Here is a 12545-nt window from a genome sequence, read left to right as displayed (position 1 = left end):
GGCTTACCCTTCTTTTCATGGAGCAAGCCCTTATGCCTGTCGTGCGCGGAAAAAACATCGAGCCGCTCTTCACCGCCGAGCAGATCGCCGAGCGCAATCATTCGATGGCGCGGGAGATCGCCAACGGCCCGACCAAGGACCTGCTGGTCATCGCCGTGCTCAAGGGGTCGTTCATCTTCGCCGCCGATCTGATCCGCGCCCTGCATGACAGCGGGCTTGCCCCGGAGGTCGAGTTCATCACGCTGTCGAGTTACGGTATCGGCACGGTTTCTCAGGGCGTGCGCATCGTCAAGGATATCGACAGCGACGTGCATGGGCGCGACGTCCTGCTGATCGACGATATCCTCGAATCCGGCCGGACGCTGCTCTTTGCGAAGGAGCTGCTCTTCGAACGTGGCGCGCGCAACGTCACGATCGCCGTGCTGCTCGACAAGCGCGTCAAGCGCAAGGAAAAGCTGGAGGCCGACTATGTCGGCTTCGAATGCCCCGATTATTTTGTCGTCGGCTATGGCATGGATGTCGCCTACGCCTTTCGCGAACTGCCCTTCGTCGGCGTGGTTACCGGGGACGCCTGAGCTACTGCATAATTCCTTAAATCGGAATCGATTTAAGGATAAAATTATGCAGCAACTAAAAGTGTTACAGCGTCCTTTTCGCGTCTTAAAGACGCGCGGCGCTGTAATGCCTTCAAGACGGGTTGTTAACCATCTCGTCCATCGCTTCACCATCTTTACCGATCGAAAAGGAAAGTCTGGTGATTTCCGTCGCGGGGCTGATACGGAGCGATGCACATATGGCAAGAATTCTGATTACGGAAGACGAGGACTCCCTGCGGTCCTTCGTGGCCCGGGCCCTGCGCCTTGATGGCCACGAGACCGATGAGGCGGCCGATGGGGCCGAGGGCTTGGAGAAGCTCAAAGACGGGGTCTACGATCTGCTGCTTTCAGATATCCGCATGCCCGTGATGGACGGCATTGAACTCGCCCATCAGGCAAAAGACGCTTTTCCAGGTTTGAAAATCCTGCTGATGACCGGCTATGCCGAACAGCGCGAACGGGCCGACGATCTTGCCGAAAAGATCATCGATGTCGTTGCCAAGCCGTTCGCGCTTCCCGATATCCGCAAGGCTGTTGCCCGGGCGCTCGTCGCCTAGGGCGTAATGCCGAAAGGTGTGAGCGGTCGTCGGACGAGATGGTGCTCACCTTCCTCGATTGATATCCGGATTTAGATTTTAGGCCGATCCGGCCTAAAATCATTCTGTTAGAGCGACTGCAATCCATTATGCGGTGGAGTAGGACCTACTGGATGTCCAGCAGCCGCTCGAGATAGCGCCGTTCCATTTCCTGCGGTGGATTGTTGCCGAGTTTTTCGCGGATCGCGTCAAGGATTTCTCGCGCCCGCTGAACGTCGATTTCGTCAGGCACCTTCACGTTATCGCCGAACTCAGGTCCCTGGGTCCGGCGCGGCCGGCCGAGCGGATCGCGGCCGTTCTGGTCGCCCTGACCAACCTGGCCGTTCGGACCTTGACCTTGCTGGCCCTGCTGCGCCTGCATCATCTGGTTCATCATGTCGCGGGCGCCCTGGCGAAGGGCTTCGAGCGCGCGGCCCTGGCCCTCGACGGCCGGCTGGCCGCGGCCCTGGCCGAGTTCACGGCCGGCGCCTTCCATCTCGCGCTGCGCCTGGCCGAAGCCCGGGCCGGGCTTCATGCCCATCTCGCCGAGGCTCTTCTGCAATTCGCCGAGCTGCTTGCCGAGCGCATCCTGCTGGGCGCGTAGCTGTTTCAGCGCCTCGCGCAGCTGCTCGGCCGTCATCTGGTCGGAGGGCTGCTGGCCTTCCCTGCCTTGCTGGCCCTGCTGCTGGTCCTGCGGCTCGCCGTTCTCTCCGGGGTTCATCTCGTCGAGCAGCGGATCGTTCTCGCCCATCTCAGTCTCGCCACGCTGCATGCGGTCCCTGAGCTGCTGGTCGAGCCGGAAGGTCTGTTCCATCAGCTTCTGCTGGTCGCGCAGGATCTCGCCGAGCTTGTCGATCTGTTTGCGGGCTTCGCTGTTTTCCTGCCCCTGCTGGCCGCGCTGCGGGCGGCCCGCCTGCAGGTTGTTCATCATCCGCTGCAATTCCGACAGCATCTGCTGGGCCGCGTCACGATTGCCGGAGCGGGCAAGATTCTCGATCTGGTCCATCATCCGTTCCAGATCCTGCTGACGCAGGATATTCTGCGCATTCTGGTTCGGCTGCATCGGCGCGTTCTGCATGCGCTCTGCAAGCTCGGTCATATAGTCCTGCATCGCCTTGCGCAGCTCGTCCATCAGCTTCTTGATCTCCGCGTCGGGAGCGTTGCGGTCCAGCGCGTCGGCAAGCTTCTGCTGGGCTTCGCGCAGCTTGCGCTCAGCCAGCGAAAGATCGCCGTCCTCCATGCCGAGGGCGATTTCCCAGAGATATTGGGCCGTATCCTTCAGCGCATCCTCGCCCTTTGCGAGCTTCATGCGCGTCAAGGCGGATTCGAGCAGCAGATAGTTGGTGAGCTTGGGGATCGTCTCCTCGGGGCGGATGGTCAGCGCCTCGTTCAGGGCGATCGCCTGCGGCATCTTGCGCGTATCGAGCGCGAAAACCTGTCGCTCCTCGGCGACGGCCGCGGCAAGCGGCTCGTTGAAGGGCCGCGACGGCAGCACCATCTCATGCGGCGGGCTGCGGCCGGTCTGGCCGGCGGCATCCTTGGCGACGAGGGTGATGCGCACGCGCTTGCCGGCAAGCGGATGTTCGGTCAGGTTCCGGCTGGTCACGCCCTTGGCGTCGCGGGCGTTGCGGCGTGGGACATCCAGCCGGTACTCCGGCAGCGGATAGAGCGGCGTTGCGGTCGGATCGGTTTCGACGGGAACGATCTCCGCATGCGCCTCCTGGACGCCGTAATCGTCCTTGACGGTGAAACCGATTTCGAGTGCGCCGTTGACGCTGGGCTTCGGCAGGCCGTCGAAGGCAATCTCCGGCGCCTTGTCGGGGAGCACGTCGAAGTTCCAGCGGCGGCCATTGACCTCAAGTGCTCCGTTCTCCTGGAGCTTCATCATATGCGTCTGCGCGACGAGAGCCTGGCTGGCCGGTGCCGCCGTCGGCTGCTCGCTGGCCGAAGCCGCCGTCTGCTGCGGTTTGGTATCGGCCTGCACGGCGATATCCTGCGCCTCGCCGTTCGCCTTGCGGAACACGACCTTTTCGGCCGTCTTTCCGCCGCTGACCCGGACAGTGAGGCCCGAAAACTGCGGAATGCCGATCGGTGCCTGCTCGCTGCCGTCAGCCGTCAGGTAAATCGGGGCGCGGCCGGTATAGGAAGGCGGCGTCACCCAGGCGTCGATGCGCACCGCCGGATCGCTGACCACCTGCTCGGGTGCTGCCTGCAACGCGTCGCGGATCGAGCCGCCGTTGATCGACAGCGAATAACCGAAGGCAGTGACAAGCAGCAGCGCCGGGACGGCGCGCAGCGCGAAACGGTCATGCGCGGCAATATCAGGCCGCGGCAGTCCGGCATAGAGCGCTGCGATCTTTTCGGCCATGCGCGTCTGGTGCTCGCGCCAGAGCGCCCGGCCGAAGGGCGTATCGAAGGCCGGCTCGTCTTCCTGGACGGTGACCGGCTGATGCGGCAGGCCGTTGCGCTCTTCCAGCATGCGGTCGGCTTCTGCGACTTTCGGCCAGCGCAGGGTGCGGAAGGGGAGAAGCGAAACGAGAAAAGCGGCAGCAAAGGCTATGAGCAGCAGGATGCGCAGCCAGTCCGGCACGCTACGGAAGAGGCCGAACCAGGAGGCGGAGAGATAAAAGGCGATGACGGACAGTACCGGCATCAAAGGCGGCAGCAGTTGCTCGAAAAAGAGCACGATGCGCGCCAGCAGGCGTTTCGTCGTCACCAGCCGGGCAAGCGAGGGACGGAACGCAAATGCACCTTTCTTCTGCCGAGAGGGGCTTGTCATCGGTCCGGTCTCCGCGATCTGGCGTTCAGGAACAGAGGGCGCTTCCGGCGATTGCAGGGCAATACGCTCATGAACGAAAGGATAACACTCTTTGTGGCGAAGGCGAGGGCGAGCGGCCGATAATACCGGCTTTTCACGTTTATTCGCCAAAAAGTGATGGCTTGTTCAGTCGAGCCAGGCCGGAACGGAGTCGAGGCTGATCAGTTCGGCATAGGTTCTGCGCGGGCGAATCGTATGGAAATCGCTGCCCCTCACCAGAACTTCGGGCACCAGCAGGCGGCTGTTATAAGTGCCGGCCTGGACTGCGCCGTAGGCGCCGGCAGTGCTGACGGCCATCAGGTCGCCGGGCTTCGGCATCGCCATCTCGCGGTCGAGCGCCAGATAATCGCCGGTCTCGCAGACGGGACCGACCACGTCGGCGCGGATGCGGGGCGCGTTGGCCGCAGAAATCGTTACCGGTCGGATCTCGTGATAGGCCTCGTAGAGCGTCGGGCGGATGAGATCGTTCATCGCGCCGTCGACGATGACGAAGGTCTTTTCGCCGCCATCCTTCACATAGAGGACTTCTGTCACCAGAATACCGGCATTGCCGACGATCAGGCGGCCGGGTTCGGTGATGATCTTGCAGTCCAGGCCGCGCAGCTGGTTCTTGACGATTGCCGCATAGGCGTCCGGCAGCGGCGGCGGATTGTTATCATCCTTGTAGGGGATGCCGAGGCCGCCGCCGATATCGACGTGGTGGATGGTGTGGCCGTCGGCGCGGAGCGTCGCGACAAGGTCGTGCAGCAGCTTGAAGGCGTCGTCGAAGGGCTGCAGCTCGGTGATCTGGCTGCCGATATGCATGTCGATGCCGGTGACCTCGATGCCCGGCAGCCTAGCGGCATGGGCATAGATGGCGCGAGCGCGCTCCCAGGAGATGCCGAACTTGTTTTCCTTCTTGCCGGTCGAGATCTTGGAATGCGTCTTTGCATCGACATCAGGGTTGATGCGGAAGGAGACCGGCGCTTTCTTGCCCGCGCTGACGGCGCGCTGGTTGAGGATCTCGAGTTCAGGCTCGGATTCGACGTTGAAGCAGTAGATGCCGGCTTCGAGGGCGAAATCCATCTCGGACGGCGTCTTGCCGACACCTGAGAACATGATGCGGTTTGCCGGAATATCGGCGGCAAGCGCGCGGCGCAGCTCGCCCTCGGAGACGACGTCGATGCCGGCGCCGAGGCGGCCCAGCGTCTTCAGCACCGCCTGGTTCGAATTCGCCTTCATCGCATAGCAGACCATGGAGTCCATGTCGGCGAAGGCTTCCGAAAAGACGCGGTAATGGCGTTCCAGCGTGGCGGTGGAATAGACGTAGAAGGGGGTGCCGACCGCCTTGGCGATCTCGGGAACGGGGACGTTCTCCGCATGAAGGACGCCGTCGCGGTACTCGAAATGGTTCACGGGCTTATGCCTTAAAGAAGGGGATCGAGAAGGAAGGGCTTGTCGACGGTTCCCGGCTGTTTCGTCGGCTTGGAAACGTCGCCTTCCTTGGTTGCCGAAGCGCTCGGCGGATCGAGGTCGCCCTTGCGCCCGCATCCGACAACGGCAAGGCCGATGACGGCGAGAACCGCCGTCAGGCGGACGAGGTGCGGCAAGCTCTTCATGGATTTCCTCTTCTGCGGCATGTGATGGGCATCATTCGTACCGAACGATGGACATCATTCATATCGAATGATTGATATCTTCATATCGAAGTTTATTCGCCTTGTGCACCCTGATTGTTGGGCGGTCTTTCCGCGCCCGCAGGAAGGGCGCGGCGGCTTTTCGCCACGCCTGATATCTCTTAGTTGCGGGCGCGCCAGAAGGCGATCTGCCTGCGCACTTCGGACGGCGCGGTGCCGCCGAAGCTCTTGCGGCTGGCGACCGAGGCCTCGACGGTCAGCACGTCGTAGACCTTGTCGGTGATGTCGGCATGGATCGCCTGCAGATCGGAGAGCGGCAGTTCGGCAAGGTCGCAGCCCTTGCTTTCGGCGAGTGCTACGGCGCGGCCGGTGACGTGATGGGCGTCGCGGAAGGGGAGCCCCGCTTCGCGCACCAGCCAGTCGGCAAGATCGGTCGCCGTCGAATAGCCGGAGCCGGCCGCCGCCTTCATGCGCGCGGTGTTGACGGTCATGTCGCGCACCATGCCGGTCATGGCGGCGATTGCCAGTTCCAGGCTCTCGGCAGCGTCGAAGACCTGTTCCTTGTCTTCCTGCATGTCCTTGGAATAGGCGAGCGGCAGGCCCTTCATGATCGTCAGCAGCGCCACCAGCGAGCCGTTGATGCGGCCGGTCTTGGCGCGCACCAGTTCGGCGGCATCCGGGTTCTTCTTCTGCGGCATGATCGACGAGCCGGTCGAGAAGGCGTCGGAGAGGCGCACGAAACCGAATTGCGGGGTCGACCAGATGACGATCTCTTCTGCCAGACGCGACAGATGCATGCCCGCAATCGCTGCGATCGACAGGAATTCGATGGCGAAGTCGCGGTCGGAGACCGTATCGATGGAGTTGCGGGTCGGCTCGCGGAAACCGAGCGCCTTGGCCGTCATGTGGCGGTCGATTGGATAGCCGGTGCCGGCAAGTGCGGCGGCACCGATCGGGCTTTCATCCAGATGCTCGATGGCGTGGCGCACCCGCGAGCGATCGCGGCCGAACATTTCGACATAGGCCATGCAGTGATGGCCGAAGGTAACGGGCTGGGCGGTCTGCAGATGGGTGAAGCCCGGCATGACGCTTTCGGCATGTTCTTCGGCGCGGTCGAGGAAGGCCGCGATCAGGCCGGTCAGCATCTGCTCGGTCTTCTGCAGCTCTTCCTTCACCCAGAGACGGAAGTCGAGCGCCACCTGATCATTGCGCGAGCGGGCGGTGTGCAGGCGGCCGGCGGCCGGTCCGATCAGCGTCGCCAAGCGTGCCTCGACATTCATATGGATGTCTTCGAGCTGACGCGAGAATTCGAAATTGCCGCTTTCGATTTCTGACAGGATCGTGTTTAGCCCGTGAACGATCTTGTCCTTATCTTCGGCGGAAATGATCTCCTGATGGGCGAGCATCGTCGCATGGGCAATCGAACCGCGGATATCCTGCGCGAATAGCTTCTTGTCGAAACCGATCGAGGCATTTATCTCCTCCATGATCGCGTCCGGGCCGGAGGCGAAGCGACCGCCCCACATCTGGTTGGAGGATTTGGTGTCCGTGGTGTCGTCGGCCATGAAGGTGTCCGCCTTGAGGATGCATGTCCAGGAGAATGAAATGACGACAAGAAAACCCCTCGGGCTGCCATCCCTGAAATGGATCGCGATGGCCGCCGTTGCGGGTGTCGTTGCCGGTGCGGCAGCGGTATACGTGAAGGAGACGGGGATTGGCAATGGCGGCCGCGAAACGGCATCAGTCGAATGCAAGCTTGCGAGGGATCGCGTCGCCAGCCTCACGCCGCTGATGAAGGGACAGGTGGCCGCGATGGTCGCCGCCTACGAGCCGCGCAAACTGACCGCGGTCTCCTTCAACGGGCCGGACGGCAAGCCGCTGACGCTCGATCATTTCGCAGGCAAGACCGTGCTTCTCAATCTCTGGGCGACATGGTGCGTTCCCTGCCGCGAGGAGATGCCGGCGTTGAACGCGCTCGAGAAGGAGATGGGCAGCGACAGGTTCCAGGTCGTGCCGGTCAATATCGACAGTGGCGACGACGAGAAGCCGAAGACCTTCCTTGCGGAGATCGGCGTCGATGCGCTGCAGCTCTATCGCGACAATACGATTTCGGTGTTCAACAGCCTGAAGAAAGAGGGCCTCGCCATGGGGCTGCCGGTGACGCTGTTGATCGATGACAAGGGATGCCTGATTTCAGCGATGAACGGGCCGGCTGCCTGGGACAGCGAGGATGCCAAGGCGCTGATCACGGGTGCGATCGGGTCTTAGAGGATGTCGCGCAAAAGTGTGCAGCGGTTTTGCGCTAACGACATGCGTAAAAACAAAGACCTAAAGCGCGACAAGCGAATCTGAGAGATCGCGACGCGCTTTAGAGCCGCGAGCGTTTAACGCGTTGGGACCGGTACTTCACCGCGATAGTCATAGAAGCCGCGGCCGGACTTGCGTCCGAGCCAGCCGGCTTCGACATATTTCACCAAAAGCGGGCAGGGACGATATTTCGAGTCCGCCAGGCCGTCATGCAGCACCTGCATGATCGAGAGGCAGGTGTCGAGGCCGATGAAATCGGCAAGCTGCAGCGGTCCCATCGGATGGTTGGCGCCGAGCTTCATTGCCGTATCGATGGCGTCGACCGTGCCGACGCCTTCATAGAGCGTGTAGATCGCTTCGTTGATCATCGGCAGCAGGATGCGGTTGACGATGAAGGCCGGGAAATCCTCGGCGACGGTGATGGTCTTTTCCAGCGTGCCGACGAATTCCTTTGCGGCGGAAAAGGTCTTCTCGTCAGTCGCGATGCCGCGCACCAGTTCGACCAGCTTCATCACCGGCACCGGGTTCATGAAATGTATGCCCATGAAGCGCTCGGGGCGGTCGGTGGCGGCAGCAAGCCGGGTGATGGAAAGGGAAGAGGTGTTGGTGGCAAGCAGTGCTTCCGGCTTCAGGACCGGACAGACCTGCGTGTAGATCTTGCGCTTGACCGTTTCATCCTCGGTGGCGGCCTCGATGACGAGATCGGAGGGGGCGAGATCATTGACATCGGACGAGCCTGTGATGAGCGACAAGGTCGACTTGCGCTCCTCTTCGGTCATCTTGCCGTTCGTCACCAGGCGGGCCAGGTTGCCGTTGATGGTGGCAAGGCCGGATTCGATGCGGTCCTGCGAGAGATCGTAGATGTGAACCCTGTAACCTGCGGCGGCCGAAACATGCGCGATGCCGCAGCCCATCTGACCGGCACCGATAATACCAATATTCTTCAACACCGCATTCATCTCCAAACCCCCGCACGGCATTCGCCCCCGCGCCGCCGCATTTTTCTAGCAATGCTGCCGGACGAAGGATCGCCCGGCAGCAGTAGTAGCCCGATAAAAGATAATTTTCCAGTCATTCGCAAGTGCGAAAGAAAAGCATTTGGCGCGGTCAGAGCGCCTTTTGCAATTCCGGCAGGGCGTCGAAGAGATCGGCGACCAGTCCGTAGTCGGCGACCTGGAAGATTGGCGCCTCTTCGTCCTTGTTGATGGCGACGATGACCTTCGAATCCTTCATGCCCGCCAGATGCTGGATGGCGCCTGAAATGCCGCAGGCAATGTAGAGCTGCGGCGCCACCACCTTGCCGGTCTGGCCGACCTGCCAGTCGTTCGGCGCATAACCGGCATCGACGGCGGCTCTGGATGCACCGACGGCAGCGCCGAGCTTGTCGGCAAGCGGCAGGATGACCTCCTTGAACTTCTCCGCCGAGCCGAGCGCCCGGCCGCCGGAGATGATGATCTTCGCCGATGTCAGCTCCGGCCGGTCGGAGGCCGACAGCGCATCGCCGACGAAGGTCGAAAGCCCCGGATCGGAAACCGCCGGGATTGCCTCGATGGTGGCCGAACCGCCGTCCGGTGCGGAGGCGAAGGAAGCGGTGCGCACGGTGATGACCTTCTTGGCATCGGTTGCCTGTACCGTCTGGATGGCGTTGCCGGCATAGATCGGCCGCTTGAAGGTGTCAGCAGAGATCACCTCGATGATCTCCGAGACCTGGGCGACATCGAGAAGGGCAGCGACCCGCGGCAGCACATTCTTGCCGACCGAGGTGGCAGCCGAGATGATCGTGTCGTAGCTGCCGGCCAGCGAGACGATCAGGTCGGCCAGTGGTTCGGCCAGATTGTTGGCGAGTTCGTCGCTCTCGGCGAGCAGCACCTTGGAGACGCCGGCAAGCTTGGCGGCGGCATCGGCGGCCGGCTTGGCAGCCTTGCCGGCAACCAGCACATGCACGTCACCGCCAATCTTGGACGCTGCCGTCAGCGCCTTGGCGGTCTGATCGGACAGGCTTGCATTGTCGTGGTCAGCCAGAAGAAGAATGGTCATGATGATGGCTCCTGTTCCAACCTGATTACAGCACGCCGGCTTCGTTTTTGAGCTTGTCGATGAGTTCGGCGACCGACTTGACCTTGACGCCGGCCTTGCGGCCCGACGGCTCCTCGGTCTTCAACACCTTGAGGCGTGGCGTGGTATCGACGCTGAAGTCGCTTGGCGTCTTTTTGTCGAGCGGCTTCTTCTTCGCCTTCATGATATTAGGCAGCGAGGCATAACGCGGTTCGTTCAAGCGCAGATCGGTGGTGACGACCGCCGGCAGCTTGATCTCGATCGTCTGCAGACCGCCATCGACTTCGCGGGTGACCTGAGCCTTGCCGTCACCGATCTCGATCTTCGAAGCGAAGGTTGCCTGGGCAATTCCCATCAATGCCGCCAGCATCTGGCCGGTCTGGTTCGAATCGTCGTCGATCGCCTGCTTGCCGACGATGATCAGCCCCGGCTGTTCGGCATCGGCGACAGCCTTGAGGATCTTGGCGACGGTGAGCGGCTCGATCTGATCGTCGGTCTCGACCAGGATCGCCCGGTCGGCACCCATGGCAAGTGCGGTGCGCAGCGTCTCTTCGGCCTTGGCAGGGCCGATCGAGACGACCACCACTTCCTCGGCCTTGCCGGCCTCCTTCAGCCGCAGCGCCTCTTCCACCGAGATCTCGTCGAACGGGTTCATCGACATCTTCACATTGGCAAGCTCGACACCCGTGCCATCCGGCTTCACCCGGATCTTCACGTTGTAGTCGACAACCCGTTTGACTGGGACGAGTATCTTCATGTGGTCCTTCCTTCAGGAGAAACTGGCTTCGGAGACTTTTTTTAGAAAATGCGCGTTCGGACGCCGCTCCGATTGTCGAATGGCGACATGGATACGCGTTTTTCCTCCAAATTCAACGCTTCCATGACGCCGGCAGGCGATTTGCTTCGGCAATATATGGACGTTTACGTTCACGTCAATATTGTCGTTAGCGGCGGCCCCAGGGAAAACGCTGCGCCGTCCGCCCGTCCGTGCCGGCTGCGATGGCCTGGCCGGCGCCCGGGTCGTTTCTCACGGCGCGGGGCGTGACGATCTCGCGGTCGAAGAGCGGCACACCAGGCCGACGCAGCAGCAGGATCAGGAAAGCCCCGGCAAGGATGCCGCCGACATGCGCGCCCCAGGAAACGTCGCCGTCAGGTGCGATCGCCAGCATGAAGAACTGCTGCCCGATCCACAAAAGCAACGGCACGAAGGCCGGCAGGGGCAACGGCACACGGAAAAACACCAGCACCCAGACCCGGACGCGCGGATGCAGCATGACATAGGCGGCAACGACGCCGGAGACCGCCCCCGATGCGCCGACCAGCGGCGCTTCCGAGGTCATGGTCAGCAGGCCGTGGCAGAGCGCGCCAGCGGCCGCGCAAACGAGGTAGAAGATCAAGAAGCGCAGATGCCCCATCGCATCCTCGACATTGTCGCCGAAGACCCAGAGGAAGATCATGTTGCCGGCCAAATGCCAAAAGCCGGTATGGACGAAGGCATAGGTCAGGTAGGTCAGCGGCTCCGGCACGATTTCGAGCCCCTGCGCCAGCACCGCATGGCCGAAGGCGATTGCCGGGATATAGCCTAGCCCGACGGTGGTCGCCTGGGCTGCCTGTTCGCTCTCCAGGCTGGTCAAAAGCCAGACCGCGATATTCAGTGTCATCAGTGCGAGCGTCACCCACTGAACCTTGATATGTTTCAGCGTATTGGCGTCGTGAAGTGGTATGAACATAAAGGCCCCCCGGCGATCGTGATCGTGGCAAACCTATCTGTTTTTTCCCGGAACCCAAAGTACATCCGCATGGCCCCGGTCATTTGCATGACGTGCGGCGACGAAGAGGAAATCGGAGAGCCGGTTGACATATTTCATCGCCGGCTCGCCGACGATTTCGCCGTCGGTGCGAGCAAGCGCCACCATCAAACGTTCGGCGCGCCGCGCAATCGTGCGGGCAAGATGCAGATGTGCGGCGGCCGGACTGCCGCCTGGCAGGATGAAGGATTTCAGCGGCTCCAGGCCGGCGTTCAACTGGTCGATATCGCGCTCGACGCGGTCGACCTGCGTCTCGGCGATCCGCAGCGGCTCGTAGGCCGGCGGCTCACCAGTGTCAGGGGTGGCGAGATCGGCGCCGAGATCGAAGAGGTCGTTCTGGATCGACATCAGCATGGCGTCGAGTTCAGGCAAGTCGGCCGTGTGCAGACGCGCCAGGCCGATCGCGGAATTGGCCTCGTCGATCGTGCCGTAGGCCTCGACGCGCAGGTCGTCTTTGAGCCGGCGCGGGCCGGACACCAGCCCGGTCGTGCCGTCATCGCCAGTTTTCGTGTAGATCTTGTTGAGCTTGACCACTGTTCCCCCTCGAATCCCGGTCAGGTCGGACGGCCGCCGCCGGTCACCCAGAGCGTCACCATGATCAGGATGACGGCGATCGCCTGCAACAGCACACGAAGCTGCATCAGCTTGTTGGAACGGTTGGGATCGCCGCCCTTCATCATGTTGAAGAGGCCGCGGATCAGGACGAGGGCGACGAGGCCCATGACGATGATCGCGAGGATATAGGTGACCGTGGACATGGCGTTCAGCTT

Annotated in this window: 13 protein-coding genes; 3 read left to right on the top strand and 10 right to left on the bottom strand. The window is 62.1% G+C overall.

What is annotated here, in order from left to right:
• The first annotated feature begins 32 nt into the window (after positions 1-32).
• Positions 33-575 carry a hypoxanthine phosphoribosyltransferase gene (hpt, locus tag RL_RS22320; protein ID WP_003567049.1) on the top strand — a complete coding sequence of 181 codons (543 nt, stop codon included), beginning with the start codon at positions 33-35 and terminating at the stop codon, positions 573-575.
• Between the two features lie 218 nt (positions 576-793).
• The gene (locus RL_RS22315; RefSeq protein ID WP_003543311.1) at positions 794-1153 is read left to right on the top strand and encodes a response regulator; all 360 of its coding nucleotides are present in this window, start codon (positions 794-796) and stop codon (positions 1151-1153) included.
• Positions 1154-1298: 145 nt separating this feature from the next.
• On the opposite strand, the gene RL_RS22310 is transcribed toward RL_RS22315, so the two are convergent.
• From RL_RS22310 to argH, 4 genes are all read right to left on the bottom strand, one after another.
• A complete protein-coding gene (locus tag RL_RS22310) occupies positions 1299-3950 on the bottom strand; it encodes a TIGR02302 family protein (protein ID WP_011653713.1) in 2652 nt (883 codons plus the stop codon).
• Between the two features lie 165 nt (positions 3951-4115).
• Positions 4116-5384 (bottom strand): diaminopimelate decarboxylase, encoded by a 1269-nt coding sequence (gene lysA / locus RL_RS22305; RefSeq protein WP_011653712.1) that lies wholly within the window; start codon positions 5382-5384, stop codon positions 4116-4118.
• Between the two features lie 11 nt (positions 5385-5395).
• Positions 5396-5608: an LPS translocon maturation chaperone LptM gene (locus tag RL_RS22300; RefSeq protein WP_011653711.1), complete on the bottom strand. Its 213-nt coding sequence runs from the start codon at positions 5606-5608 to the stop codon at positions 5396-5398.
• Positions 5609-5766: 158 nt separating this feature from the next.
• Positions 5767-7170, bottom strand: coding sequence for an argininosuccinate lyase (argH, locus tag RL_RS22295; protein ID WP_041936482.1), 1404 nt, complete (start codon positions 7168-7170; stop codon positions 5767-5769).
• A gap of 40 nt (positions 7171-7210) precedes the next feature.
• Here argH and RL_RS22290 point away from each other — a divergent pair, with 40 nt between their 5' ends.
• Positions 7211-7873 carry a thiol:disulfide interchange protein TlpA gene (locus RL_RS22290; protein WP_011653709.1) on the top strand — a complete coding sequence of 221 codons (663 nt, stop codon included), beginning with the start codon at positions 7211-7213 and terminating at the stop codon, positions 7871-7873.
• 116 nt (positions 7874-7989) lie between these two features.
• Here the strand turns inward: RL_RS22290 and RL_RS22285 are convergent, their stop codons facing one another.
• The 6 genes from RL_RS22285 to RL_RS22260 all read right to left on the bottom strand — a co-directional run bounded on the left by RL_RS22285 (position 7990) and on the right by RL_RS22260 (position 12533).
• Positions 7990-8871: a 3-hydroxybutyryl-CoA dehydrogenase gene (locus RL_RS22285; RefSeq protein ID WP_003543296.1), complete on the bottom strand. Its 882-nt coding sequence runs from the start codon at positions 8869-8871 to the stop codon at positions 7990-7992.
• Positions 8872-9019: 148 nt separating this feature from the next.
• Positions 9020-9949 (bottom strand): electron transfer flavoprotein subunit alpha/FixB family protein, encoded by a 930-nt coding sequence (locus RL_RS22280; RefSeq protein WP_011653708.1) that lies wholly within the window; start codon positions 9947-9949, stop codon positions 9020-9022.
• A 25-nt stretch (positions 9950-9974) separates the two neighbouring features.
• Positions 9975-10724: an electron transfer flavoprotein subunit beta/FixA family protein gene (locus RL_RS22275; protein ID WP_011653707.1), complete on the bottom strand. Its 750-nt coding sequence runs from the start codon at positions 10722-10724 to the stop codon at positions 9975-9977.
• Positions 10725-10911: 187 nt separating this feature from the next.
• Positions 10912-11697, bottom strand: a complete 786-nt coding sequence (locus RL_RS22270) for a rhomboid family intramembrane serine protease (protein WP_011653706.1) — start codon at positions 11695-11697, stop codon at positions 10912-10914.
• Between the two features lie 33 nt (positions 11698-11730).
• Positions 11731-12309 carry a cob(I)yrinic acid a,c-diamide adenosyltransferase gene (locus RL_RS22265; protein WP_011653705.1) on the bottom strand — a complete coding sequence of 193 codons (579 nt, stop codon included), beginning with the start codon at positions 12307-12309 and terminating at the stop codon, positions 11731-11733.
• Positions 12310-12329: 20 nt separating this feature from the next.
• On the bottom strand, positions 12330-12533 hold the full coding sequence (locus RL_RS22260; RefSeq protein WP_003543288.1) for a twin transmembrane helix small protein: 204 nt from the start codon (positions 12531-12533) through the stop codon (positions 12330-12332).
• Between the last annotated feature and the right edge of the window lie 12 nt (positions 12534-12545).

It is taken from the genome of Rhizobium johnstonii 3841 (assembly GCF_000009265.1).
Classification (GTDB): Bacteria; Pseudomonadota; Alphaproteobacteria; order Rhizobiales; family Rhizobiaceae; genus Rhizobium; species Rhizobium acaciae.
This window is presented reverse-complemented; position numbering and strand designations above follow the sequence as displayed.

Excerpts from the sequence above, each read along its gene's own strand:
- hpt (WP_003567049.1), top strand. The coding sequence starts at position 33 with ATGCCTGTCGTGCGCGGAAAAAACATCGAGCCGCTCTTCACCGCCGAG.
- RL_RS22315 (WP_003543311.1), top strand. The coding sequence starts at position 794 with ATGGCAAGAATTCTGATTACGGAAGACGAGGACTCCCTGCGGTCCTTC.
- RL_RS22310 (WP_011653713.1), bottom strand. The coding sequence starts at position 3,950 with ATGACAAGCCCCTCTCGGCAGAAGAAAGGTGCATTTGCGTTCCGTCCC.
- RL_RS22300 (WP_011653711.1), bottom strand. The coding sequence starts at position 5,608 with ATGCCGCAGAAGAGGAAATCCATGAAGAGCTTGCCGCACCTCGTCCGC.
- argH (WP_041936482.1), bottom strand. The coding sequence starts at position 7,170 with ATGGCCGACGACACCACGGACACCAAATCCTCCAACCAGATGTGGGGC.
- RL_RS22290 (WP_011653709.1), top strand. The coding sequence starts at position 7,211 with ATGACGACAAGAAAACCCCTCGGGCTGCCATCCCTGAAATGGATCGCG.
- RL_RS22285 (WP_003543296.1), bottom strand. The coding sequence starts at position 8,871 with ATGAATGCGGTGTTGAAGAATATTGGTATTATCGGTGCCGGTCAGATG.
- RL_RS22280 (WP_011653708.1), bottom strand. The coding sequence starts at position 9,949 with ATGACCATTCTTCTTCTGGCTGACCACGACAATGCAAGCCTGTCCGAT.
- RL_RS22275 (WP_011653707.1), bottom strand. The coding sequence starts at position 10,724 with ATGAAGATACTCGTCCCAGTCAAACGGGTTGTCGACTACAACGTGAAG.
- RL_RS22270 (WP_011653706.1), bottom strand. The coding sequence starts at position 11,697 with ATGTTCATACCACTTCACGACGCCAATACGCTGAAACATATCAAGGTT.
- RL_RS22260 (WP_003543288.1), bottom strand. The coding sequence starts at position 12,533 with ATGTCCACGGTCACCTATATCCTCGCGATCATCGTCATGGGCCTCGTC.